We start from the raw sequence: 25,593 nt of genomic DNA, 5'->3' as shown, positions 1-25,593 counted from the left end.
GTATATCAAATGCAGCTTAATCAATTCAGCTTATGTAATTCATTGCTTTAAATAATTTTTGTCAATACTCCTTAAGGGGTAGTGATGTATTGGTTTTTCAACCGGTTATTTTTACTCATTTAATGGCAAATATATATTTCACGACATATGACACAATTTCCGGATTAAAAGAAATATATTTAACTAAAGGTAAATATCTGAAATAGTCATCCGGAAAACAGAAACGGATAACACCACCGTATATCAGGGGGATGTTATCCGTACGGTATGATTAGCGGGAAGATGCCATCATATCAGCGCGAGCTTTGCGGTTTTTAATACTGATAATCAGAATACCGGAAGCGAAAGCGCCGCAGCAGGCAAACAATGCCATCAGGCCGAACACGATTTTGTAACCGGTCATGCCCGGATAGCTGTCGAGAATATGGCCGTAGAGGCTGAAGCAGAACATGGCCGGGGCATAACCGATAAAGCTGCCCAGTGCCATTGCAGCCCCGGTACTGGACTCTTTGATATTGGCTTCACCAATCGGCGCAAAGAAAATCGCGCGCTGAGTGAAAACAATAGTACCGAAGCCCAGTGTGCAGACCATACCCAAATACACCGGCATACTTTCGTGCGGCAGGAAAATAAAGGTGACCAGGACAATCACACTGATAATAAAGGTATAAAACAGGTATTTGGTCGGTGATTTTAAAATCTTATCCGCGATTAATCCGCCGATAGGGCCGCCGACCATTTTCAGGCAATACTGATTCAGAATACCGTAAATACCGGCCAGTGCGACAGGCAGTGCCGTCTTTTAATACCGCGCTGACGCCGGGTTTTTTCTCTTTATTTTCACCGGATTCATTCACCGGTTCGGTGACAGCGTGTTTATCATCTTTCAGGAACAGGAAGATAATACCACCGACCAGAATAGCCACGCCGGAATAAAATAAGATCCCCATTTTAAAACCGAGATAACCACTGCCGAACCAGGCAAAGACCGCAAGAGCGGAGAAGGCCACCACGGTATCGACCACACCGCGGCCGGTTTCAAAGAAGCCGAATATCCGGCCATGCTGTGAGCTGTTGCCCAGCAGGCTGACAGATTTTAATAATACCGGCCAGTTAAGCATATCGCAGGTGACACCAAATAATGCCCAGACAAATAAAATGCCCCAGTAGCCCGGCATTGTGGATAAATACACACCCAGCAGGCCGGTTGCAATTAATGAGAATGAAATTGTCAGACGGCGCGGTAATTTGTCAGAAAAATAAATAGATAAAAAGAAACCAATGGTCGTCACAATTGAGTTTACTGACATGGCATTACCAATCTGACCATTTGTCAGATGGAAATATTCCTGCATCGGAACATAAAAGGCGTCTTTCAGTGACGGTAATTTATAGATAGTACCGCCACACAGAACTAACAGGCTGAATATAGCCCATCTTTTTTTATCAAGCATAGTGTGCCTCCCGACTGAAAAATAATTTTCAGCCAGTATTGAGTGTTGTTTTTAAATTAATGGTGTGTAGTGCTGATATTTTTTTATTTATGAATAACGGCGAGTGCCTCTGTCTTTATTTCATCAATGACGTTACGGACATAAATCAGCTGATTGACGGCATCTTCTTTTTCACGGGCGAGACGTTCTTCAATTTCATTTTCAGGTAACGGTGTTTCACTCAGCTGACGCCACGGGATCCACGGATCATTCCCTTCATTTTTAAAACGGAAGGCCGGTGCGTAATAATCCACTTCTTCTTCCAGCCCGTAGGAAATAACCTGTGGTTTCTCTTCACCCAGACATATTAATGCCCGCAGCATCTCTTTAAACGGCAGATTACCTTCCCCGGAACGGCAGGCGGTATGGCCGAAACCATCACCTTCTTCCAGAATCACCGCATCCTTGATATGCACCTGAGTAATATGATCCTGCATGACTGCCAGGGCTTCCATTGGTAATTCACAGGCATTGATCATATTGCCGAAGTCAAATAACAGCGTCAGTTCCGGGAAATCAGCTTCTTTTATCAGCTTAACCAGCTCGTGGCTTTTTAAATCTTCATGCTGTTCCAGAACAAATGTCAGACCGGAGTGCTGATAGTGTGTTTTTAAATAACCGATATCTGCGGAAATACGGCGGAGCACGTCAGACAGCGCACCTTCATAGCGCGGATAAAAACGGACAGAGCTTGCCCCGGTTTTCAGTGCGATTCTGACCGCATCATCCAGGGTTTTATTATCGGAGGCGCTGGTTTCAATATTAATATCCAGATGATAGCGTTTTGCCTTCTCTGCAAAAGCCTCAAGCTGTTCGTCTGTCATGGTTGAAAGAGATTGTGTTTCACCATCCAGCACATGTATTTTGACGCCCGGCAAATGATGTTCGTTTGCGATATCCAGTAAGTCACCCGGCAATATTTTTTCAAAACGCATATTCAGATGATAGGCGTAGGCATGCAGATATAACGGTAATTTATCTGCACGTTCAATAATCCGGCGGGCATCATCAGTATTCATGATTCAGATTCCTGTGTCTAAAGCTCAACAAAAAAATAAACAGATTCAAACCGCCAGTACTCAATGTCGATTTGAACGATATTATGTTCCGCATCACAGCGGTATTTTTCCACCCGGATGCCGGGGGAATTCGCTGTACAGCCGATAGCCTTACTGGCGGTTTCCGGCATCCGGGCCGGTTTGAATGCCAGTCCGGCAGTCGTGGTGGTGATATTGTATTTTTCTTCCCAGATTGCCGCGAAAGAGTGGTTATCCAGTTTTGCGGTAAAGTCCGGACCGGCAGCCGGGTTAATATAGGTCTGGTGCCAGAACACTTTATGCCCGTCCAGTGCCCCCCATCCGGTAATGAGATACACCGCATCACCGGCCGCAAGACCGAATTTACCGGTAATCTCCGCAGGGGCATCAGTGACCGTCAGTTTGTCTGTGTATTCCCATGACGGTACCCGTCCCTGTGCTTTTGCCGCCTGATTAAAACTTGCCGGGGATTTCGGGTTGTAATTGAAGACCGGCAGGGCTGCGAACCACCCGCTGCGGTTTTTGCGGAAGATCTTTCCGTCATTTTCCAGGCTGAGCAGTGCCTGGCGCAGTGACATCCGGTTGACACCGAGTTGTTCTGTCAGCGGACGTTCTGCGGGCAGCTTGTCTCCGGGCGCGATAACGCCGGCGGTCAGCATGGCATCGAGTTTCTCTCTGGCAAGATCAGCTGCAGTTTGTGTTGTTTTCATCGGATGACCTTTTTTTGGTTTAAACCAGATTGGTTTATACGTTACGTGAGTGCTATTGTACGTACAAGTGAGGAAGTGATAAATAAATGTCAATTTGCGGGATACTTCACACTCTGCCGGTGATCCGGCGAAAATCCCCGTTGTGACCGGTTTCTCATTCCGGATTGATAAAAATAGCAGGCTGTCTGCTTTATTTTTTATCAGACGGGAAAATAACAGAAAATGAATATTTATCTCACTGGTTCTTATAACTATTTTATTTCCCCGTTCGTATCATAAGAAAAATCTATATCCTGATAAAAAAGGCTATTTGATTTTATTTGCCGGACACACCCGCTGGTACAGTATAAAAAAGATTAATATCCGCGAGCTGGCAAATTACCCGGCCGTGATGTACGTACAGAATAACAGTGATTTTCTCAGTGAAATGTTTTTTATGGAAGAGGCGATTGTGATTGAGGACCCGGACCGGGTTATCTATACCCATGACCGAGGATCGATGAATAATATATTATCAAATACAAACAGTTACACAATAGGGATAGGATGTCTTATCAAGGATATCATCCCGGAAGAAGAGGACCTGTTTATCAGTCTGCTCAAGCAGTCGCCGGATAAAAACTTTATTCGTGACACACAGAAATAATCACACCGCGAACCCGCTTTCTCTCTTATTGCCTTACCGGAATATCGCGGGTAAGGCAATTGCTGTATTTTACGCATTTCAGTACTACGTATTTTGCTTATTACCGCATCTGAAACAATCCTGTGACAAATAACAGATTCAATTTCCGTGCCTTTTCCCCGGGTGATCGCTGTTTGTTACCAAATTAACAATTCTGCCAATTAGTGATCTGTTTCAACATTTAATCGTGATTGCCGATTTTTGTTATCCCCTTTTTAAGAGTGTGACTAGGATTGAATCAATTCTTATGAGGAGAGTGACGAGGTAAGCACGATGGAAAAGGAACGTATCATCCAGGAATTTGTTCCCGGCAAACAGGTCACGCTGGCGCATCTGATTGCGCATCCGGGCAGTGATCTGGCGAAAAAAATCGGGGTTCCCGGTGCTGAAGCCATCGGCATTATGACGCTGACACCCGGCGAAACCGCAATGATTGCGGGTGATCTTGCCACAAAGGCCGCTGGTGTGGATATCGGCTTTCTTGACCGTTTCACCGGTGCTCTCGTGATTTACGGCTCTGTCGGCGCAGTGGAAGAAGCATTGATCCAGACTGTACGCGGGTTAAGCCAGCTCCTCAATTATGCCGTTTGTGATATCACCCGCAGCTGAGCGGGTGCAGTTAAGGATGCCGTCTGAATGAAACGAATTGTGTTTGTGGGTGATGTGGGTGCAGGAAAAACGACATTATTCAATGCGTTGCAGGGAGATTTTGATCTTGCGCGTAAAACACAGGCGATTGAGTTCAATGATGAAGGCAGTGTTGATACTCCGGGTGAATATTTCAGCCATCCCCGTCTCTACCACGCGCTGATTAATACGCTGGCAGATTGTGATGTGCTGGTTTATGTCCACGCGGCAAATAACCCGGAGTGCCGGATCCCTGCCGGATTACTCGATATCTATCCCCGTATGCGCCGCTTTGCGGTTATCAGCAAAGCCGATGCACCGGATGCGGATGTGCCCGCCGTGCGCGAGCTGCTCTCCACGCGGGGGTTTGAGGAACCGTTACTTGCCATCAACAGCCTTGATCCTGATGACGTCCTGAAAGTGAAACAGTTTTTGGCCACAGCCGACAGCCAATAAGAGGAATATCCGATGAAGAAACTAATAACGGCCAATGACATCCGGGAAGCACACGCAGCGGGCAAAACCCGTCTGGATGTGGTGCTGAAAGAGAGCATTGTCACGCCGGAAGCCCATGTTGTGGCTGAACAATTGGGCTTTGTGATTTGTGAGGTGGATGCCGCACAGAACAGCGCACCGGCCGCCGCACCGCTGGCCGCAACCGCCGGAACAGAACCCAATATTTCATCCGCAGAGCGTCAGAAAATCCGCGAGTGCATTATCGCGCAGCTGCCTGACGGCAATGTCACCGAAACCCTGATTGCACAACTGGTCGATAAAGTGGTGCAGGAGCGTATCGCGCAGATTAAAGCGAAAGTGGCGGCATTCAAACCGGCGGAAGAGAACACTGATACCCCGAATACCCAGAGCTACCGCAGTGTCACCGGCAAAGGCGGCATTAAAGTGGTCGACAGCAGCTCGGTTAAGTTCGGTAATTTCGATGGTGCGGGTCCGCACCGTGTCGGGATTGCGGATCTGATCACCGCGCAGGACAACAGCAGCATGGCTGCCGGGTTTATGCAGTGGGAAAACGCATTCTTCCCGTGGACACTGAATTACGACGAAGTGGATCTGGTTCTGGAAGGCGAGCTGCATGTGCGCCATCAGGGCGAAACCATGATCGCGAAAGCCGGGGATGTGATGTTTATCCCGAAAGGCTCCGCGATTGAGTTCGGCACACCTTCGACTGTCCGCTTCCTGTATGTGGCCTGGCCGGCTAACTGGCAGGATTGCTGAGGGGTATCGCCATGACCTTTATCACTGAAGACTGGTTGCGGGATAACTTTACGCTGAGCGAAGGCAGTGAAATTCATCTGCCTGCTGACAGCCGGATGACACCATCCGCCCGTGAGCTGATCGAAAGCCGCCGTTTACAGGTGAAATTTCAGGATAAACAAGGTCGTCTGTTTGTGGAAACCCCGGATGAGTCCGGTAAAACCGAAACGGCTGTCCCTGACCTGAAGGCGGTACACGGCTTAACCAGCAAGGATAAAGCGGATGTCGCGGCCTGCGAATTATGCCATCAGCCGGTGGCGAAAAAGCCGGACACGCTGACACACCTTAACGGCCACACCATGGTGGCGAAAAATGATCCGCGCCTGGCCTTCCGCGCCGCGCTGGATGCCACCATCGCCGAAGCCGTCTGGTTACAGACTGAATTTGCACAGACGCCGCTGAAAGGCTGGCTGGCGGATATCCGCTCTGTGCTCGGCAATATTATGCGTGCCGATGCGCTCAATGAACCGCTCGGTGAGCAGAGCATTGCGGATCTGAACGCGGATGAGCTGCACAAGCTGTCTCATAATCCGCTGAAATACCTGGGTCATGACCATATCGTTCCGGATGTGAGTCACGGCCGTGATGCGGCGGCGCTGAACCTGCTGCGGACCAAAGTCCGTGAAACGGAAGTCAGTGCGGCACGTATTTATATCGATTGTTATTTTCAGGTCATCCGCCCTGACATTATGCAGGCGCTTAACCGCCTCTCCAGTGCGGTGTATGTCCTGATGGTGATGGTGGTGCGCGAAGGCGGCGTAATGACCACACAGGCTCTGAAACAGGCTCTGATGCAAGGGGGAACACATGCTCATTGAACGATGCCGTCAGCAGGCAAAACTGAACCCGCCGCGGGTGGTTCTGCCGGATGCGCTGGATGAGCGCGTGATCCACGCCGCCCGTTATCTGAAACAAAATGGTCTGGCGGAGCCCGTTCTGCTGGCAAACCCGTTTGCGCTGCGTGATTTCTCGCTGCGTACCGGTGTCATTATGGACGGCCTGAGCACCATTGATCCGGACAGTGCGGATGAGTGGCGTGCAGAGTTTGCGGATACCATCACCGCGCGCCTCGGCGAAAAAGCCCCGGAAGATGCGGATGAGGCCATGCGCCAGCCGCTGTGGTTCGGTGCCGCCATGGTTGCCGCCGGAAAAGCGGATTTATGTGTGGCGGGGAATATCTCGTCAACCGCCGCTGTTCTGCGGGCCGGGCTGAAAGTGATCGGCCTGAAGCCGGGCGTGAAAACATTATCATCTATTTTCATCATGTTGCCGCCGGGAACGGAAGGCAATGTGCTGGGTTTCGCTGATTGCAGTGTCGTACCTCAACCCACTTCTGCACAGCTGGCGGATATTGCGCTGAGCAGTGCGGAAACCTTCACGGCAATCACCGGTGAAACCGCGCGTGTGGCGATGTTGTCTTTTTCAACAGCAGGCAGCGCGAAACATCCTAATGTGGCGATGGTGCAGCAGGCAGTGGAAATCATTCATGCACGCGCCCCGCAGTTACAGGCGGATGGTGAACTGCAGTTCGACGCGGCATTTGTGCCCAGTGTCGCTGCGCAAAAAGCCCCGAACAGTGAGTTAAAGGGGCGGGCAAATGTCATGGTCTTTCCGTCACTGGAAGCAGGCAATATCGGTTACAAGATTGCCCAGCGTCTCGGCGGTTACCGGGCACTCGGCCCGCTGATTCAGGGATTAAATGCACCGGTGCATGATTTGTCACGCGGCTGTAATGCCCGCGACATTATTGAACTGGTGCTGGTAGCACAAACACAGTTAGCTCAGGCCGGACAACCTGTCCGCCGCACTGAAGCAGAAAGCGTTATTTAAACCGGTCCCTGATGGGATCTCAATGAGAGGAAAATATCATGGAAGCATTAGGACTGATCGAAACTAAGGGTCTGGTTGCATTAATCGAAGCATCCGATGCGATGGTCAAAGCAGCACGCGTTAAATTAGTCGGTGTTAAACAAATCGGCGGTGGTCTGGTAACAGCCATGGTGCGCGGTGATGTTGCAGCATGTAAAGCAGCGACTGACGCAGGTGCGGCAGCAGCTCAGCGTATCGGTGAACTGGTCTCTGTACACGTTATTCCTCGTCCGCATGGCGATCTGGAAGAAGTGTTTCCTATCAAAATGTCCGGCGATAAATCAATCGATTAATCGTTGTTAGCGTGGCGTGCTTCTGACGCCACGCGATTTTAATCTCCCCGGTTTTTTTGCTGTCACTCAGACGGCAGGGGATTTTTTTACCTGAAATCCGTAGCCGGCTGTATTCAGGCTGCTGAAATATAAAGAGAGGTGAACATGAAACTGGCTGTCGTTATCGGACAAATCGTGTGCACCGTGCGTCATCCCGGACTGGAATCCGACAAGTTACTGCTGGTGGAAATGATTGACCGCCAGGGGCGTCCTAACGGTGAGGTGGCCGTCGCAACCGACAGTATCGGTGCGGGTAATGGTGAATGGGTGCTGATCGTCAGCGGAAGTTCGGCGCGGCGTGCTCAGAGCAAAGAAGCGTCACCGGTCGATCTCAGCATCATCGGCATTGTGGATGAGGCCGTTATGGAAAGTCAGGTGATTTTTCATAAATAAATCGCCGCAACGAGTCACAGAAAGAGGCGTGGGTGAATATGGATCAGAAAGAAATTGAGAATGTGGTAAAAGCGGTTCTGGCCAGCATGAGTGCGGGCACACAACCGGCGGCTGCATCAGCGGCACCACAGCAGGCGGCAGCCTCACAGAATAACGGTTTCGGGGTGTTTGAATCCCTGGATGATGCCGTTCTTGCCGCCAAAGAAGCACAGAAATCATTAAAAACTGTTGAAATGCGTAATCTCTGCATCGGCGCAATCCGCCGTGCGGCAACAGAACATGCCCGCGAACTGGCGGTTCTGGCTGTTGAAGAGACCGGCATGGGCCGCGTGGAAGATAAACTCGCGAAGAACTTAGCACAGGCAAACGGCACCCCGGGTGTTGAGTGTCTGCGTCCTGAAGTGTTAACCGGCGACCACGGTTTAACCTTAATCGAAAATGCGGCATGGGGTGTTATCGCCTCTGTCACACCATCCACTAACCCGGCGGCGACGGCAATCAACAATGCCATCAGTATGATCGCCGGGGGTAACAGTGTGATTTTCGCGCCGCATCCGGCAGCGAAAAAAGTCTCACAGCGCACCATCACGATTCTGAACGAAGCCATTGTTGCCGCAGGCGGCCCGAACAACCTGCTGGTGACTGTCGCCAAACCGGATATCGAAACCGCACAACGTTTATTCAAATATCCGGGGATCGGCCTGCTGGTCGTGACCGGGGGTGATGCGGTGGTGGAATCCGCCCGCAAACACACCAACAAACGTCTGATCGCTGCCGGTGCCGGTAACCCGCCGGTCGTGGTGGATGAAACTGCCGATATCGAACGTGCGGCGAAAGCCATTGTTCACGGTGCATCATTCGATAACAACATCATTTGTGCGGATGAAAAAGTGCTGATCGCGGTTGACTGCATTGCAGACAAACTGATCACCGAAATGCAGCGTAATCACGCGGTATTACTGACCCGCGAACAGAGCGAGAAGCTGATCCCGGTTCTGCTGAAGAATGTTGATGAAACCGGCCACGGCACTGTCAGCCGCGACTGGGTAGGCCGTGATGCAGCGAAAATTGCTGCGGCTATCGGTATGACTGTGCCGGCAGATACCCGTCTGCTGATCGCGGAAACCGACTGCAAACATCCGTTTGCCGTCACTGAACTGATGATGCCGGTTCTGCCGATCATCCGCGTGAAAGATGTGGATCAGGCGATTGACCTGGCGGTGAAACTGGAAGGCGGCTGCCATCATACCGCAGCGATGCACTCCAATAACATCAGCAACCTGAACCGCATGGCGAATGCCATCGATACCAGTATTTTCGTGAAAAACGGACCGTGTATTGCCGGTCTGGGACTGGGCGGCGAAGGCTGGACAACCATGACGATCACCACACCGACCGGTGAAGGTGTGACCTGTGCGCGGACGTTCGTTCGTCTGCGCCGCTGCACCATGGTGGATTCATTCCGCATCGTGTAAGCCGCTGCGGTGGGGCCTGCGGGCTTCACCGCTTTTTTCCCGGTTAGTGTGAGTTATTCACGTTAACCCTGACGTTATGTTTTAAACCGGAGGAACCGATGGTTCAACGCAATCAGGAATGGCTGGCATCGCGCTTACAGCGGGCGGCGGAAATCTGTAATCAGCCGCAGGCGGGTGATCACAAAGATGCGCCGTTGTGGCTGGGGATCGATCTCGGTACCTGTGATGTGGTGTCCATGGTGGTGAATGCGGAAGGTCAGCCGGTCGCGGTGTGCCTGGACTGGGCAGATGTGGTGCGCGACGGTGTGGTCTGGGATTTCTTCGGTGCGGTAAAAATCGTTAATAAACATCTGGATGCGCTGGAAAAACAGTTCGGTTTCCGGTTTGAGGTGGCGACAACGTCATTCCCGCCGGGAACAGATCCGCGTATCTCCGTGAATGTGCTGGAATCTGCCGGTCTGGTGGTCGCCAGAGTGCTGGATGAGCCGTCTGCGGTCGCTGACATGATGGGGCTGGATAAAGCCGCTGTTGTGGATATCGGCGGCGGTACCACCGGGATCGCGATTGTGCAGAAGGGCGAAGTGACCCGCTCCGGCGACGAAGCCACCGGCGGTCATCATATTTCCCTGACCCTGGCGGGCAACCAGCGCATTGAACTGGAAGATGCCGAGCAGATGAAGCGTGAGCGCGGTGAAAGCATCTGGCCGGTTATTCGTCCGGTATACGAAAAAATGACGGATATCGTCGACGATCATATTCGCGGTGAGGATGTGACTGAACTGTGGCTGGCGGGCGGCTCCTGTATGCAGCCCGGTGTGCAGCCGCTGTTTCAGGCGCGTTTCCCGCATCTTACCGTGGTACTGCCACAGCATTCTATTTTTATGACGCCGCTGGCGATTGCCGTCTGCGGTGTGTCTCAGGGAGAAAACCGTCATGCCGGATAATCGTTTACCCGCGGCTGAGGTTCAGTCCGCTATCTATCAGGCGCTTGATTTGGTGAATGCCCGTCAGGTGCGTGAGTTTTCTGTCCCGCCGACCACGTTAATCGGCCCGGGCGCCGTCGGCCGCAGCGGGGATGTGCTCGCGGAGCGCGGAATTAAGCACGTTTTTATTATGGTGGACGGCATGTTGTTACAGGCCGGTCTGACCGATGTGCTGGAGCGCAATCTGAGCCGCAGCGGCATTGCATATGAAATCTGGCCGTGCCCGCCGGGCGAGCCGATGGATAAAGATGTGTTCCGTACCGTTGAGCATCTGCTGAGCGTGCAGTGCGACGGCATTATCGCCCTCGGCGGCGGGTCGGTGCTGGATGCGGCGAAAGCCGTGGCGGTGCTGGCTGCCAATCCGGATCTGCCGCTGGCGGATATGATGCCGGGTGCGGCGCTCAATCCGCGTCTGCCGTTTATCGCTATCCCGACCACTGCCGGTACCGGCTCTGAAGCGACCAATGTTTCCGTGATTATTACTGCGGAAAATCATATCAAACTGGTGCTGGCACACAGCCAGTTACTGCCTGATCTCGCCATTATTGATGCCTGTCTGACACTCGGTGTTCCGCCGCATGTGACAGCAATGACCGGTATCGATGCCTTAACACATGCGATTGAAGCGTATGTGGCGAGCAACGTCACGCCGCTGACACAGGCGCTGGCACTGCGGGCGATCTCCATGATCAGCCACGCGCTGCCGATCGCTGTCGGTCAGGGGCATGACATCAAAGCCCGTGAGGACATGATGCTGGCTTCTTATATGGCCGGGATGGCGTTCTCCAATGCCGGTCTGGGGCTGTGCCATGCGATGGCGCATCAGATTGGCGCGGCATACAACATTCCGCACGGCAAGGCGAACGCCGTCATGCTGCCGCAGGTAATGCGTTTTAACCGCCTGGTCTGCAAACAGGCGTACAGCGAAATTGGTCATGCGCTGACTCAGCGGCCGATGACCGACATGGAGGCCATTGAGGCCGTGGAACAACTGATCAGTGACGTGGAACTCGCGCAGACGCTGCCATCCCTGGGCGGAAAACGTGAGGATTTCGATGGTTTTGCCAAAGCGGCATTGCAGGATATCTGCATCAAAACCAATCCGCGCGCGGTCACAGCGGCTCAGATAACGGCGATTTACGAGTCAGCCTGAGTCAATCAATAAGAACAGCCTGCGCGACAGGCACGGAAGGAGAAGGGTATGGGCATTAATGAAATCATCATGTACATCATGATGAGTTTTATGCTGATAGCAGCCGTGGATCGTATCTTCAGCCAGTTCGGTGGCTCAGAGGCAATCCTCGGTAAGATCGGCCTGGGTAAAGTCGGGAAAGGCATTGCCGGTTCCGGTGAACAGTTTGAAGAAGGCTTTATGGCAATGGGTGCACTGGGTCTGGCAATGGTCGGTATGACCGCGCTGGCACCGGTGATCGCCATGCTGCTCGGGCCGGTGATTATTCCTGTCTATGAAATGCTGGGTGCGAACCCGTCAGTGTTTGCGGGCAGTATTCTGGCCATCGATATGGGCGGCTTCTTCCTCGCGAAAGAGCTGTCCGGCGGTGATGTGGCTGCGTGGTTATATTCCGGCGTACTGCTGGCATCCATGATGGGTGCGACCATGGTGTTCTCCATTCCTGTTGCGCTGGGCATTATCGAGAAGAAAGATCGCCGTTTTCTGGCACTCGGTGTGCTGGCCGGTATCGTGACTATTCCGGTCGGTTGTATTGCCGGTGGTCTGGTGGCGAAATTCTCCGGTGTGGAAATTGACGGTCAGGTCGTGGATTTCAGCATGACCATGCTGCTGGTCAATATGATCCCGGTGATCATCGTGGCGGCGCTGGTGTGTCTCGGCCTGAAATTCATTCCTGAGAAAATGATCAACGGCTTCCAGATCTTCGCCAAAATCCTTGTTGCCATCATCACTATCGGCCTGGCTGCCGCTGTGGCGCAGTTCACTGTGGGCTGGAACCTGATTCCTGGCCTGGATCCGATTTTCATGGCGGAAGGTGATGTGCCGGGCAAAGTGATGCGTGCCATTGAAGTTATCGGTTCTATCTCTGCGGTGCTGTTAGGGGCGTACCCGATGGTGCTGCTGCTGACCCGCTGGTTTGAAAAATCCTTTATGAAGATCGGCAGCCTGCTGAAAATCAACAACATGGCCGCAGGCGGTATGATCGCGACTCTCGCGAACAACATCCCGATGTTCGGCATGATGAAGAAAATGGATACCCGCGGCAAAATCATCAACTGTGCGTTCTCCGTGTCCGCTGCCTTCGCACTGGGTGACCACCTGGGCTTTGTGGCCGCCAACATGGCACCGATGATCTTCCCGATGATTGCAGGGAAAATTATCGGCGGTATCACTGCGATTTTCGTTGCCATCATGATGATGCCGAAAAATATTGAGCAGGAAGATGCCGCTGCGGCCGCTGAAGCTGCTGCTGAAAGCGTCGCGGAGGAGAAATAAGCATGAAAACCCTCGAACTCTTAAGTGTCGGTATTGACGTGGGCACCACCACTACACAGGTGATTTTCTCCCGTCTCGCTCTGGTAAACCGCGCGGCGGTGTCACAGGTGCCGCGTTATGAGTTTGTGGATCGCAAAATTATCTGGCAGAGCCCGGTTCTGTTCACGCCGGTGGATAAAGACGGCCACCTGCGTGAGGAAGAGCTGCTGGCGCTGGTGCTGGATCAGTACGCCGCCGCCGGGATGGACCCGGCGACGATTGACTCCGGTGCCATCATCATTACCGGTGAAACCGCTAAAACCCGCAATGCGCGTCCGGCTGTGGTGGCGTTATCCCAGAAACTCGGGGATTTCGTGGTCGCCACCGCCGGTCCGCACCTGGAATCGGTGATTGCCGGTTTCGGATCCGGTGCCCAGACACTTTCTGAGCAGAAGATGGCGCGGGTACTGAACATCGATATCGGCGGCGGCACAGCAAACTACGTGCTGTTCGAAGCCGGTCATGTGATCAGTTCCGCTTGTCTGAACGTCGGCGGCCGTCTGTTCGAAACAGACAGCAGCGGACGCGTTACTTATGTGCATGCGCCGGGCCGCCTGATCGCCCGTGACTGCTTTGGTGAGCAGACCGATCCGATGTCCCTGACACCGGCACAGCTGAATACCATTGCCGACCGCATGAGTGAGCTGCTGTATGAAGTGATCAGCGGCAACCTCACCCCGCTCGGGCGTGAGCTGCTGATGACGGACGGCCTGCCTGCGGAAAGTTCTTTTTATGCGGTCACACTGTCCGGCGGTGTCGGGGAGTGTTACAGCAATCCGGAAAGCGGTAATGATTTCCGTTTCGGTGATATCGGGCCGCTGCTGGCACAGGCGATACACCGCAATGCGGATTTCAGTGCTTTACCGATGCAGACTCCGGCACAGACTGTCCGTGCCACGGTGATCGGCGCCGGTGCGCATACGCTGTCCCTGTCCGGCAGCACCATCTGGCTGGACAGCATCACGCTGCCGGTCCGCAATATTCCGGTGGTACATCCGGCGCTGGGCCGCGCGGATGATGAAGATCTGGTGAATACCTGGAGCCGCGCCCTGACGCAGATGGATCTTAATCCGCAGCAGGATCTGTACGCGCTGGCCTTACCGGAATCACTGCCGACTAACTACGCCTCGGTACAAAGCTGTATCGATGCTCTGGAACGCTTTACCAAAACATACCCGAACACCATGCCGCTGCTGGTGATCGCGGGACAGGATTTCGGTAAGGCACTGGGCATGCTGCTGCGTCCGCTGATGAACGGCCGCGAACTGGCTGTTATCGACGAAGTTATCACGCACACAGGCGACTATATCGACATCGGCACGCCGTTATTCAGCGGCTCTGTCGTCCCTGTTACTGTTAAATCACTCGCATTTCCTTCCTGAGGGAACGTAATATGAAATTGAAAACCACGCTGTTTGGTCAGACCTACCAGTTCCGGGACGTGAAAGACGTTCTCGCGAAAGCTAACGAACTCCGCTCCGGGGACATCCTGGCGGGTGTCGCGGCCAGTAACGCCCAGGAACGTGTGGCAGCAAAACAAGTGCTGTCTGAACTGACGATTGCGGATGTCCGCAACAACCCTGTCGTTCCGTATGAAGAAGACTGCGTAACCCGTCTGATCCAGGACGATATCAATGAAACCGAATACAACCGGGTCAAAAACTGGACTATCGGTGAGCTGCGTGAGCATGTCCTGAGCGACACCACCTCTCTCGATAATATCAATCTGCTGCGCAAAGGCCTGACCTCAGAAGTCATCGCCGGTGTGGCAAAAATCTGCTCCAACGCAGACCTGATTTACGGCGCGAAGAAAATTCCTGTCGTGAAACGTGCGAATAACACCATGGGTCTGCCGGGCCACTTCAGCGGCCGCTTACAGCCGAACGATACCCGTGACGAAGTGCAGAGTATCGTGGCACAGATTTATGAAGGTCTCTCTTACGGCTGCGGTGATGCGGTTATCGGTGTTAACCCGGTAACGGACGATGTGGATAACCTCAGCCGCGTGCTGGATGCTGTCTACGGCATCATCGATAAATACGATATCCCGACTCAGGGTTGTGTACTGGCGCACGTCACCACACAGATGGAAGCCATCAAACGCGGTGCGCCGGGCGGCCTGATTTTCCAGAGCATCTGCGGCAGTGAAAAAGGTCTGCGTGAGTTCGGTGTTGAGCTGGAAATGCTGGACGAAGCCCGCCACGTCGGTGCGCAGTACAACCGTATCGCCGGTCCTAACTGCCTGTACTTTGAAACAGGACAGGGCTCTGCACTGTCAGCGGGCGCTCACTACGGTGCTGACCAGGTGACTATGGAAGCCCGTAACTACGGCCTGGCGCGTCACTATGATCCGTTCATGGTGAACACCGTTGTCGGTTTTATCGGACCTGAATATCTCTATAACGACCGCCAGATTATCCGCGCCGGTCTTGAAGATCACTTCATGGGCAAACTGAGCGGTATCTCCATGGGCTGTGACTGCTGTTACACCAACCATGCGGATGCGGATCAGAACCTCAACGAAAACCTGATGATCCTGCTGGCCTCTGCGGGCTGTAACTTCATCATCGGTATGCCGCTGGGTGATGACATCATGCTCAACTACCAGACCACTGCGTTCCATGACATCGCAACTATCCGTCAGTTACTCGGCCTGCGCCCTGCGCCGGAATTCGAAGCCTGGCTGGAAAAAATGGGTCTGATGGAAAACGGGCGTCTTACCAATCGTGCCGGCGATCCGTCACTGTTCTTCTGATTTTCGGGGTAAATCACCATGGATCAAAAACAAATTAATGACATCGTACGCAGCGTGATGGCTCAGATGGGACACACGGGCGAAAACGTACAGGCGGTTGCTGCGGCAACGCAGGCTGTGCTGAATCAGGGTAATACGTCTGTTGAGTCCGTTGAGTGGGATCTCGGTTCACCGGAAGCAAAACAGTGGATCGGCGTGCAGAACCCGCACCGTGCAGAAGTGTTACAGGAACTGCGTAACAGCACCGGTTCCCGTGTCTGCTCCGGCCGTGCCGGTGTGCGTCCGCGCACCCAGAGCCTGCTGCGCTTCCTGGCTGACCACTCGCGCTCCAAAGATACCGTACTGAAAGAAGTCCCGGCGGAATGGGTGAAAAAACAGAACCTGCTGGAGTTACAGTCTGAAATCACAGACAAAAACCAGTATCTGACCCGTCCGGATATGGGCCGTATTCTGAATAAAGAATCCATCGAACTGCTGAAAACCAAGTGTGTGCAGGCGCCGGATGTGCAGGTCATTATCTCTGATGGTCTGTCCACCGATGCTATCACCGCAAACTACGACGAAATTCTGCCGCCGCTGATGAAAGGTCTGGAGCAGTCCGGTCTGAAAGTGGGCACGCCGTTCTTTGTCCGTTACGGCCGCGTGAAAATTGAAGACCAGGCCGGTGAAGTGCTCGGCGCGAAAGTGGTTATCCTGCTGGTGGGCGAACGTCCGGGGCTGGGTCAGTCTGAAAGCCTCTCCTGCTACGCGGTGTACTCACCGACAGTGGCGGGTACAGTGGAAGCAGACCGTACCTGTATCTCGAACATTCACCGCGCAGGGACACCGCCGGTGGAAGCCGCCGCTGTTATCGTCGATTTAGCCAAACGCATGCTGGAGCAGAAAGCGTCCGGTATCAACATGAACCGTTAACGGGGAACTGAATATGCCTGCATTAGATCTTATCCGGCCGAGCGTGACAGCGATGCGTCTTATCGCTAATGCACACGAAGATTTCTGCCGTGAACTGAAATTACCGAAACACATCCGCAGCCTCGGCCTTATCACCGCAGACTCCGACGATGTTGCTTACATTGCCGCTGACGAAGCCACCAAACAAGCTCTGGTGGAAGTGGTTTACGGACGTTCCCTGTATGCAGGGGCGTCAAACTCACCATCACCGACCTCCGGTGAAGTGATGATTATCCTCGGTGGCCCGAACCCGGCGGAAGTCCGCGCGGGTCTGGATGCCATGGTCGCCAATATCGAATCCGGCGCGGCATTCCAGTGGGCGAATGACAAAGAAGATACCGCATTCCTGGCGCATCTGGTCTCCCGTACCGGCTCTTACCTGTCTGATGGTGACAAAGTTAAACACGGTGACCCGATTGCCTATCTGGTGGCACCGCCGCTGGAAGCGACCTTCGGGATTGATGCCGCACTGAAAGCCGCTGATGTGCAGCTGGCCACTTATGTGCCGCCTCCGTCAGAAACCAACTACTCAGCAGCCTTCCTGACCGGCAGCCAGGCAGCATGTAAAGCAGCATGTGATGCCTTTACCGAAGCCGTTCTGGATATCGCGCGCAACCCTATTCAGCGCGCCTGAGCAGTGCAGTCAGTCGTCAGTTCAGTCATTAACACAGGAGAAAGGTCATGATCGATTCACTGGGATTACTTGAGGTATACGGCCTGGTGTCCGGCATTGATGCGGCGGATGCGATGCTGAAGTCGGCAAATGTCCGCATCCTTAACTATGAAATGGTGATCCCGGGGATGGTGACGCTTGTTGTTGAGGGCGATCTGGCGGCGTGCCGTGCGGCGGTGGATGCGGGCATTGCAGCCGCAAACCGTACCGGTAAAGTGATCGGCCACAAGGTCATCGGCCGTCCGGATGGTGATACCGAGTGGCTGGTCACCGGTTTCAGCGGTGTACCGGTGAAGGTAAAACCGCAGTCTCCGGCACCGGTTCCGGTATCTGAACCGGCTCCGGCGGCAGCTGTTTCTGCCGCTGCACCGGATGCGGATGCTATGATGATCTTTGCCGCTGGAGCCAAACACCGCCACGGCGTGACCGCCGGAGAAGCGGCCATGCATTTCAGTTGCCTGATAGAGGACAGCCGTGATGTGCTGGAAGACCTGTTTAAACAGGGCAAACTGCGCAAACGCGGCAGCCGCTACCGGGTAAAACAGGAGGGAAACCGCGATGAGTAATCTGATGCCGGGTCTGCATGAGTGCGGGCCCGAAATCATTCGTCAGCGTGTGCAGGATGCAGGGGTTGTCGGTGCGGGCGGGGCGGGGTTCCCGACCCACGTCAAACTGGCGGCACAGGCGGAAATCTATCTGGTGAATGCGGCTGAATGTGAGCCGCTTTTGCAGGTGGATCAGCAGCTGGCTGTCCTTGAGGCGGATGCGATGATCCGCGGTTTGCTGTATGCGATGCGGGCCACCGGCGCGAAAGAGGGCATTATTGCCATCAAAGGCAAGCACCAGGCGGCCATTGATATCCTGAATGCCCGCGTGCCGGATTCTGTCCGTCTGCATATCCTGCCGGATGTTTATCCGGCCGGTGATGAAGTGATCACCATCTGGCTGGCGACCGGCCGCCGGGTCCCGCCTGCGGCACTGCCGCTGTCTGTCGGCGTGGTGGTCAGTAATGTGCAGACGCTGATCAATGTCGCGTATGCCGTTGAACAGGAACAGGCCGTGATACACCGTGTCCTGACGGTGAACGGCGCGGTTCATCATCCTGTTACCGTTTCCGTTCCGGTCGGCACCACACTGCGTGAAGTGCTGGCACTGGCAGGCGGATCCACCATCAGCAACCCGGCGTATATCAACGGCGGGCCGATGATGGGCAAATTACAGACATCCCTTGATGATGCTGTGACCAAAACCACCGGCGGCTTATTAGTCCTGCCGGATGACCATATTTTAATTCAGCGCCGGACCCGTTCGGAGCGCACGGTGATCAACCAGGCGCGTACCGTATGTGAACAGTGCGGCATGTGTACCGAGCTCTGCCCGCGTCATATGATCGGCCACGAACTGCCGCCGCACCTGATTGTCCGCGCGGTGGGGTATGAGCAGATCTCCGCACCGTCAGCCGTTGTTGCGGCACTGACCTGCTCGGAATGTGCGATTTGTGAAGCCTGGTCCTGCCCGGTGGAGATCTCACCGATGCGCCTGAATCAGATGCTGAAAGTGAAGCTGCGCGAAGAAGGGATCCGCTACGAAGGTGAACTGCGCCCGGAAGATCCGATGGCTCAGCACCGCATGCTGCCGGTCAAACGCCTTGTCCGCCGTCTGGAACTGACGGAATACATGCACAAAGCGCCGATGACTGATGAGATCTACGCGCCGCAGCAGGTGATTATCCCGTTACGTCAGCATATCGGTGCCCCGGCGGTACCGGTTGTCAGTGAAGGGGATAACGTCACGGCGGGCATGCTGATCGCCGCTGTCCCGGAAAAAGCACTGGGTGCGCCGGTTCACGCCAGTATCAGCGGTGTGGTTCGCCATATTGACAGCTCGGCTGTCACGATAGAGAAGGAATAACTATGCACAGTGCAATTGCGATGGTGGAACTGTCCAGTATCGCCAAAGGGATGGAAGTCACCGATTTTATGCTCAAAAGTGCGGAAGTCACCCTGCTGATGGGCAAAACCGTGTGTCCCGGCAAATATGTGGTGATGGTCGGCGGTGATGTTGCCGCCGCACAGCAGGCAATGCGCTGCGGTGTGGAAAAAGGCGGTGCTCAGGTAGTGGATGAGTTTCTGCTCAGTAATATCCACCCGGATGTGCTCCCGGCTATCGGTGGTGTGACGGATGTGAATGCCCGCGAAGCCGTCGGGGTAGTGGAAACCTTTAGTGTCGCAACCTGCATTGAGGCGGCGGATTTTGCTGTTAAAGCAGCCGGCGTCACGTTAATACGACTTCATATGGCGTATGGTATCGGGGGTAAATGTTACTTTGTGATGAGCGGCGATGTTGCAGACGTCGAAACCGCCAAAAAAGCCGCATCACAGGTCGCCGCAGATAAAGGTGCGCTGGTTTACAGCATGGTCGTACCGAATCCTCATCCCGATTTCTGGCAGCAATTGGTCGCTGGTTAACATTTATGGCGGCCGTTCATTTTGGGGAAAAAATAATGATGAAAAAAATCACACCAGATTTACATCACCTTAATGATGAAGTGCCGCATGACCGCGATCTCAGCCCTATCGTGATCGAGCAGAATTTTACACAGCGTTATACGCATGATGCCTATGATCAGGCGTGTGCTATTACCGCCTGGCAGCAGCTTTATGATCAGCTGACTCCGGGCCGGTTTGAAGGGGAACTGACCGAAACCCTGTTTGACGGGCTTCAGGTATTCCACGAATACACTAATCTGTCTCTGCGCCAGTCCTGTATGGTCTGGCCGAATGCCTTCTGGTTCGGCATTCCGGGGGAGCAGCAGAATACCGGCTATATCGGCAATCAGATGCTGTGCCGGCAGAAAATCGCTGTGCGTCCGGGCGGAAAAGAATTTGAACTGAGTACGCCGGATGATTATCACATTCAGGGGCTGGTGATTTCTCACGATATCCTGAAAAAGCACTCTGTGGTGCTGCAAAACCCGGAGCGGCTGATGAATCTGCTCAGCGAAAATCCGGCTGTGGGTGTGAACCCCTTCAAAAAAGAGGCGATCTGGCAGTATATCCGCCATGCCCTCTGGCACTCCAAAATTGAGCAGGAACGCAACCGTACCGTCAGCCGTGTCCTGAGTCATAACCTGCTGACGGCATTCCTCGGCTTGCTGGAAGATGCCAGCACCGTGGCCGATGAGCACTACACCAACCGTGTGAACTACCTGAAACTGGTCTCTAAAGCCCGTGAATACCTGTTTGAAAATGCCACCGAACCGGTGACCGTGCTGGAATTGTGTAATGAGCTGTATGTCAGCCGCCGCACGCTGCAGAATGCCTTCCAGCAGGTACTGGGTATTGGCCCGAATGCTTATCTGAAAACCATCCGGCTGAATGCTGTGCGTCGTGAGCTGGTCAGCCCGTATTCAAAACAGACTACCGTCAAAGACGCAGCAATGCAGTGGGGGTTCTGGCACCTGGGGCAGTTCGCCACTGACTATCAGCGCCTGTTTAATGAGAAACCGTCGGAGACACTGAGCCGCCGTCTGATGTGATTGTTGTTCTGCTTCCGCTTTCTGACCTGCATCGTGTTTTCTTTCCGGCAGGTCAGAATGGCTTCTTCTGAGTCACCGTTTTAAAATACCGCTTCTGATCTCATTTTCAGCATCTTGCTGTGAATATTCTCTGTAAGGAGAATTTAAATATCTAATTAGTTCTATATTTATTAATTGGCTATTTATAATTCTACTGAGCAACGGAGTATTCAGGTATGAAAAACCGCAACAAGATTCTGCTGTCCGCGTTGATATCTCTCTTTATGACCCCTGCGTTTGCACTTCCTTCTGTGACAGTTCTGGCCACCGGCGGCACTATTGCCGGGGGCGGGGAATCGTCGGTTTCGTCCGGTTATCAGGCCGGAAAAGTAGGCGTCAATGCGCTGATTGATGCCGTACCGGAAGTCAAAGCACTGGCAGATCTCAGTGGTGAGCAGATTGTGAATATCGGCTCACAGGATATGAATGACAAGGTGTGGCTGACGCTGGCAAAAGAAATCAACCGGACCTGTGATAAAACGGACGGATTTATCATCACTCACGGCACCGATACGCTGGAGGAGACCGCGTATTTTCTTGACCTGACAGTATCGTGCCATAAGCCGGTTGTGCTGGTGGGGGCAATGCGTCCGTCCACGGCACTGGGCGCGGACGGCCCGCTGAATCTCTATAATGCAGTAGTTTTGGCAACGGATAAGTCGGCGGCCGATCGCGGCGTTCTGATGGTGATGAATGACAAGGTGATTAGCGGGCGGGATGTGGTCAAAATGAATACCACGGAAGTTCAGGCGTTTGAAGCGGTGAATGCCGGGGATACCGGATTTATCCATAACGGCAAAGTGACCTATTATCAGGCAGCGCTGCCACGGCAGGCCGGTGCGGTGTTTGATATCAGTAAACTCAGCGAACTGCCGAAAGTCGGTATTGTTTATAATTATGCCAATGCTTCAGATGCGCCGGTAAAAGCCCTGCGGGAAGAGGGAAATGCCGGGATTGTCAGTGCCGGCGTGGGTAACGGCAATATGTATAAAGGCGTTTTTGATGCATTAGCCGCCGCAGCCAAAGAGGGCGTGGTGGTTGTCCGCGCCAGCCGGGTGCCAACGGGCTATACAACACGTAACGCGGAAGTGGATGATGATGTATACGGTTTTGTGGCTTCCGGCAGACTGAACCCGCAAAAAGCCAGAGTATTGCTGCAACTGGCTCTGACACAGACCACTGATCCGCAGAAAATTCAGTCATTCTTCGAAAAATATTAATTAAATTATTTTCAGACCGCAGTCTCTCTTATAAGGGGCTGCGGTTTTTTATTCTCGGATCGGTTTTCATGCATTTATTGTTATGTTATAACATAACAATGAATGAGTTTAAGGTGATAGTTGTCATTAATGATAATTAACAAATGAAACAAAAAAGACACAGCTGCCTACAGGAATTTAAAGAAAAAAGGGGCTGAATCTGTCCGTATTCACAAAGCGGGAAAAAGAACTGTTCTCATATTTACCCATTGAATTCATTCAGTATATTGTCTGCTTCTGAGTCAGAGCGACTCTGTCTTCACGGCATGTATCACAACAAAATAATAAAAGAGAAAGGTATGAAATCAGTTAAGTTTGCATTGGCACCGTTATCCGCCATGGTGCTGTTATCGTTCTGTGCGCAGGCCGGAACACTGGGAAATAATGACGACACGATTATTGTCCGATCTTCCACCATTGAATCCACCACCGTTAATGAACTGGCCGACTACGGGAATAAATTACAGGTTATTACCCGTGAGGAAATTCAGCGTTCCGGGCCGTCATCCGATTTAAACCAGGTATTACAGCAATATGTGCCGGGATTATATGTCTCTCTGGGACAAGGGGCTTACGGCTACGGTAAATATTCCTTTATGGGCGGCCGCCCGGATGACACCTTAATTCTGATTGATGGCGTCCGTCTGAACAACCGCCTGTTCGGCGGGATCTATCTCGATACTCTGCCGCTGATTGCGATTGACCGCATCGAAGTGTTACAGGGGGCGCAGAGTCTCTCTTTCGGTACTCAGGCGATCAGCGGTGTGATTAATATTGTCACCAAAAAACCGACCTCAGAGGTACTGTCCGGTGAATTCAGTGTCGGCGCGGATACGGATAAAGGCCGTTACGGAGAGGGTTACGTCGAGAAAGCGTTTGATAACGATATCGGCAAAACCGGTCTGATGGCGTGGGTAACCCGCAGTAAATCTGACGGTTATCAGCCATATCGCGACAGTGATTACAACGGCACGATCGGTCAGAAAAAGCGTGGCTATGACGTGACATCTGTTGGTGTCCAGGTTACCCAGACTATTGCGGATACCGCACAATTGCAGGGATTCTACCAGTACACACAGGCCGATCTGGATATGGTGTCCCCGAACCATCACCGTCAGGCAATGAACAAACGTGACCATCATCTGGCCACAGTTTCCTTTGAGCATTTCCTGACGCAGGATACCAGCTACTCAATCCGTGCACATCTTAATGACTGGAATACCCGTTATGACCGCAGCCGCTATCTGGCGGACGGCTCCGTGGATATTCAGAATGATGATTCTTACTGGGGATTCCGGGACTACGGCGTTCAGGCACAGATCAAATCTTACCTGTTCGGGGATAATGAGTTTGTCGTCGGGACAGATAACCAGTGGTACAAAGGTAAAGATGAGGTCATGAAGATCGAAACGGATACCGCGAAAGCCAATGCCCTGTATTTACAGGTGCGGCCGGATATCCCTGTCTTACCGGAGCTGAAACCAAGTCTCGGCGTGCGTTATGAACGCTTTGAAGGCGGCCAGGATGCAACCGTCTGGATGGCAAGCACCAAATATGAGGTGAATGAAAAGCTCAATTTACGCGGCCAGGTGGGAACAGCATTTAAACTGCCGAACGCTGAGCAGTTATATGTCAAAGATGAAAGTAAGCAAACCATCGGTGATGCCAACCTGAAAGCGGAAACCAGTAAAAACATCGAAGCCGGTTTTGACTACCTGACGAAGTGGGAAAACGGCGGTGCATGGCAGTTCGGTGCAACGGCCTACGCCCGTGAAATCAATGATCTGATCACGACAGTGAAAGTCGGTAAATACGATAAATGGGTTAACGGTGATGGTGAAATCCGTACCAAAGGTGTGGTACTGGCGACCAAACTGAACTTTGATGAGTCCTGGTATGTCTCCGGGGATATCACCCGTAACTGGCTGGATACCAAAAACGGCGCGACACTCAACGATATCCCGGAACTCTTTACCCGCGGCCGCATCGGTTATGACGCCCCGGCAAAACAGTGGGGTGCAGAACTGGCTGCCCGCTATGTGGGTGAACTGAAATCCGGCGGTGATACCTACGGCCATTACACCGTGTTTGATGCCAGCGCGTATCTGTATGTGGATCATGCGCAGCAGCATAAGCTCACGCTGCTGGTGGAAAACCTGTTTGACCGCGATTACCCGGCGGGTCTGACCAGCAACGGCCTGGAAAAAGTGGACAACCTCGGTCGTCCGTTAACCGCTGAACTGCGTTACACCTACCGTTTCTGAGGACACTGAGCTATGGGAAAGAATGTCACACTGTATCTGAACACGTTGCAGAATGAGGCGTGCTTATCTGCGGATTTCTGGCTGTCACTCAGTGAGAAGGGCTTTCCCGGTGATACCGCCTGCTGTGTGGGCAGCGGGGCGGTATTGCATCAGCTGAAGGAAACGGTCACACCGGAGACCCGCTGTGTCCTGCTGATGGTGCTGACAGACCCGGCGCAATCCGGTGAAAAACTGATGTCTCTGACGTCGGCGCTGGAGCTGGAGATAGCAGAGTATTACCCGCAGTTACGGGTGTTCCGGAGTTTGTGTGTACTTACCGGGGGGGATTCTGCGGCAGATGCCAAACAGGCCGGTGACGTGATGACGGAACTGGAAAAGCAGTCAAACAGTCGTGAGCCGAAAGCTGAATCCAACCCGAACTGGGAAAAAACACCGCCATACCGCTATCACCTTTTCTTCTGTATGGGGCCGCGCTGTGTCTGCCGGGGAGCCAAATCCCTGCTGATGCAGCTGCGCCATCAGCTTGTGGTGCGGAACCTGTTTGAAAATGAAAACGGCGTGCTGCTGACCCGCTCTCACTGTCAGTATCCCTGCAACCAGGGACCGCTGGTAACGGTCTATCCGGATAATTTATGGTACCGGCTGACCACGCCGGAAGAGATCCATCTGTTTGTTTCTGAACAGATAGAGCAGGGAAGAGTGGTACCGTCGTTGCTGGCGGATCATAAATAA

General features: G+C 53.1%; 24 protein-coding genes and 1 pseudogene. 22 read left to right on the top strand and 3 right to left on the bottom strand.

Annotated features, from left to right (window positions below):
* Positions 1-271: 271 nt before the first annotated feature.
* The 3 genes and pseudogenes from X965_RS16075 to X965_RS16065 all read right to left on the bottom strand — a co-directional run bounded on the left by X965_RS16075 (position 272) and on the right by X965_RS16065 (position 3,240).
* Positions 272-1,454 (bottom strand): annotated as a pseudogene (locus X965_RS16075) (MFS transporter).
* A gap of 83 nt (positions 1,455-1,537) precedes the next feature.
* The gene (locus X965_RS16070; protein ID WP_036413845.1) at positions 1,538-2,512 is read right to left on the bottom strand and encodes a sugar phosphate isomerase/epimerase; all 975 of its coding nucleotides are present in this window, start codon (positions 2,510-2,512) and stop codon (positions 1,538-1,540) included.
* 17 nt (positions 2,513-2,529) lie between these two features.
* A complete protein-coding gene (locus tag X965_RS16065; protein ID WP_004236111.1) occupies positions 2,530-3,240 on the bottom strand; it encodes a UTRA domain-containing protein in 711 nt (236 codons plus the stop codon).
* Positions 3,241-4,198: 958 nt separating this feature from the next.
* Between X965_RS16065 and eutS the strand changes: the two genes are divergently transcribed.
* From eutS to X965_RS15950, 22 genes are all read left to right on the top strand, one after another.
* The gene (gene eutS, locus X965_RS16055) at positions 4,199-4,534 is read left to right on the top strand and encodes an ethanolamine utilization microcompartment protein EutS (protein WP_004236109.1); all 336 of its coding nucleotides are present in this window, start codon (positions 4,199-4,201) and stop codon (positions 4,532-4,534) included.
* 27 nt (positions 4,535-4,561) lie between these two features.
* Positions 4,562-5,008, top strand: a complete 447-nt coding sequence (eutP, locus tag X965_RS16050) for a EutP/PduV family microcompartment system protein (RefSeq protein WP_036418865.1) — start codon at positions 4,562-4,564, stop codon at positions 5,006-5,008.
* Positions 5,009-5,020: 12 nt separating this feature from the next.
* Positions 5,021-5,785, top strand: coding sequence for an ethanolamine utilization acetate kinase EutQ (eutQ, locus tag X965_RS16045; protein WP_004236107.1), 765 nt, complete (start codon positions 5,021-5,023; stop codon positions 5,783-5,785).
* Between the two features lie 11 nt (positions 5,786-5,796).
* Entirely contained in the window at positions 5,797-6,642 is an 846-nt protein-coding gene (gene eutT, locus X965_RS16040; protein WP_004239002.1) for an ethanolamine utilization cob(I)yrinic acid a,c-diamide adenosyltransferase EutT, read from the top strand.
* Positions 6,632-7,654, top strand: coding sequence for a phosphate acetyltransferase (gene pta / locus X965_RS16035; RefSeq protein ID WP_004236104.1), 1,023 nt, complete (start codon positions 6,632-6,634; stop codon positions 7,652-7,654). The genes eutT and pta overlap by 11 nt, the downstream gene beginning before the upstream one ends.
* A 38-nt stretch (positions 7,655-7,692) precedes the next feature.
* Positions 7,693-7,986 carry an ethanolamine utilization microcompartment protein EutM gene (gene eutM / locus X965_RS16030; protein WP_004236103.1) on the top strand — a complete coding sequence of 98 codons (294 nt, stop codon included), beginning with the start codon at positions 7,693-7,695 and terminating at the stop codon, positions 7,984-7,986.
* 144 nt (positions 7,987-8,130) lie between these two features.
* Entirely contained in the window at positions 8,131-8,418 is a 288-nt protein-coding gene (gene eutN / locus X965_RS16025; RefSeq protein WP_004236102.1) for an ethanolamine utilization microcompartment protein EutN, read from the top strand.
* Between the two features lie 38 nt (positions 8,419-8,456).
* Positions 8,457-9,893 (top strand): aldehyde dehydrogenase family protein, encoded by a 1,437-nt coding sequence (locus tag X965_RS16020; protein WP_004236100.1) that lies wholly within the window; start codon positions 8,457-8,459, stop codon positions 9,891-9,893.
* A gap of 98 nt (positions 9,894-9,991) precedes the next feature.
* Positions 9,992-10,837, top strand: a complete 846-nt coding sequence (gene eutJ / locus X965_RS16015) for an ethanolamine utilization protein EutJ (protein ID WP_004236098.1) — start codon at positions 9,992-9,994, stop codon at positions 10,835-10,837.
* The gene (locus X965_RS16010; protein ID WP_004236096.1) at positions 10,827-12,029 is read left to right on the top strand and encodes an iron-containing alcohol dehydrogenase; all 1,203 of its coding nucleotides are present in this window, start codon (positions 10,827-10,829) and stop codon (positions 12,027-12,029) included. The genes eutJ and X965_RS16010 overlap by 11 nt, the downstream gene beginning before the upstream one ends.
* Positions 12,030-12,077: 48 nt before the next feature.
* Complete coding sequence (gene eutH, locus X965_RS16005; RefSeq protein ID WP_036413848.1) at positions 12,078-13,343, top strand: ethanolamine utilization protein EutH; 1,266 nt, start codon at positions 12,078-12,080, stop codon at positions 13,341-13,343.
* Positions 13,344-13,345: 2 nt separating this feature from the next.
* Positions 13,346-14,764: an ethanolamine ammonia-lyase reactivating factor EutA gene (gene eutA / locus X965_RS16000; RefSeq protein ID WP_004238997.1), complete on the top strand. Its 1,419-nt coding sequence runs from the start codon at positions 13,346-13,348 to the stop codon at positions 14,762-14,764.
* 11 nt (positions 14,765-14,775) lie between these two features.
* A complete protein-coding gene (locus X965_RS15995) occupies positions 14,776-16,137 on the top strand; it encodes an ethanolamine ammonia-lyase subunit EutB (RefSeq protein WP_004236092.1) in 1,362 nt (453 codons plus the stop codon).
* A gap of 18 nt (positions 16,138-16,155) precedes the next feature.
* Positions 16,156-17,049, top strand: a complete 894-nt coding sequence (gene eutC, locus X965_RS15990) for an ethanolamine ammonia-lyase subunit EutC (RefSeq protein WP_004236091.1) — start codon at positions 16,156-16,158, stop codon at positions 17,047-17,049.
* A gap of 13 nt (positions 17,050-17,062) precedes the next feature.
* Complete coding sequence (gene eutL, locus X965_RS15985) at positions 17,063-17,722, top strand: ethanolamine utilization microcompartment protein EutL (protein ID WP_004238995.1); 660 nt, start codon at positions 17,063-17,065, stop codon at positions 17,720-17,722.
* A 47-nt stretch (positions 17,723-17,769) separates the two neighbouring features.
* Positions 17,770-18,327, top strand: a complete 558-nt coding sequence (locus X965_RS15980; protein WP_004236088.1) for a BMC domain-containing protein — start codon at positions 17,770-17,772, stop codon at positions 18,325-18,327.
* On the top strand, positions 18,320-19,672 hold the full coding sequence (locus X965_RS15975) for a 4Fe-4S dicluster domain-containing protein (protein WP_004236086.1): 1,353 nt from the start codon (positions 18,320-18,322) through the stop codon (positions 19,670-19,672). The genes X965_RS15980 and X965_RS15975 overlap by 8 nt, the downstream gene beginning before the upstream one ends.
* Positions 19,673-19,674: 2 nt before the next feature.
* The gene (locus X965_RS15970; RefSeq protein ID WP_004236084.1) at positions 19,675-20,229 is read left to right on the top strand and encodes a BMC domain-containing protein; all 555 of its coding nucleotides are present in this window, start codon (positions 19,675-19,677) and stop codon (positions 20,227-20,229) included.
* Between the two features lie 35 nt (positions 20,230-20,264).
* Positions 20,265-21,299, top strand: coding sequence for an HTH-type transcriptional regulator EutR (eutR, locus tag X965_RS15965; RefSeq protein ID WP_015422472.1), 1,035 nt, complete (start codon positions 20,265-20,267; stop codon positions 21,297-21,299).
* Between the two features lie 215 nt (positions 21,300-21,514).
* A complete protein-coding gene (ansB, locus tag X965_RS15960; protein WP_004236080.1) occupies positions 21,515-22,558 on the top strand; it encodes an L-asparaginase 2 in 1,044 nt (347 codons plus the stop codon).
* Positions 22,559-22,896: 338 nt separating this feature from the next.
* The gene (locus X965_RS15955; protein WP_241157482.1) at positions 22,897-24,861 is read left to right on the top strand and encodes a TonB-dependent siderophore receptor; all 1,965 of its coding nucleotides are present in this window, start codon (positions 22,897-22,899) and stop codon (positions 24,859-24,861) included.
* A 12-nt stretch (positions 24,862-24,873) separates the two neighbouring features.
* Entirely contained in the window at positions 24,874-25,593 is a 720-nt protein-coding gene (locus X965_RS15950; RefSeq protein WP_004236078.1) for a ferredoxin, read from the top strand.

This window comes from Morganella sp. EGD-HP17, from assembly GCF_000512315.2.
Lineage (GTDB): Bacteria > Pseudomonadota > Gammaproteobacteria > Enterobacterales > Enterobacteriaceae > Morganella > Morganella morganii.
The sequence above is the reverse complement of the archived record's forward strand: the minus strand, read 5'-3'. Positions and strand labels throughout refer to the sequence as shown.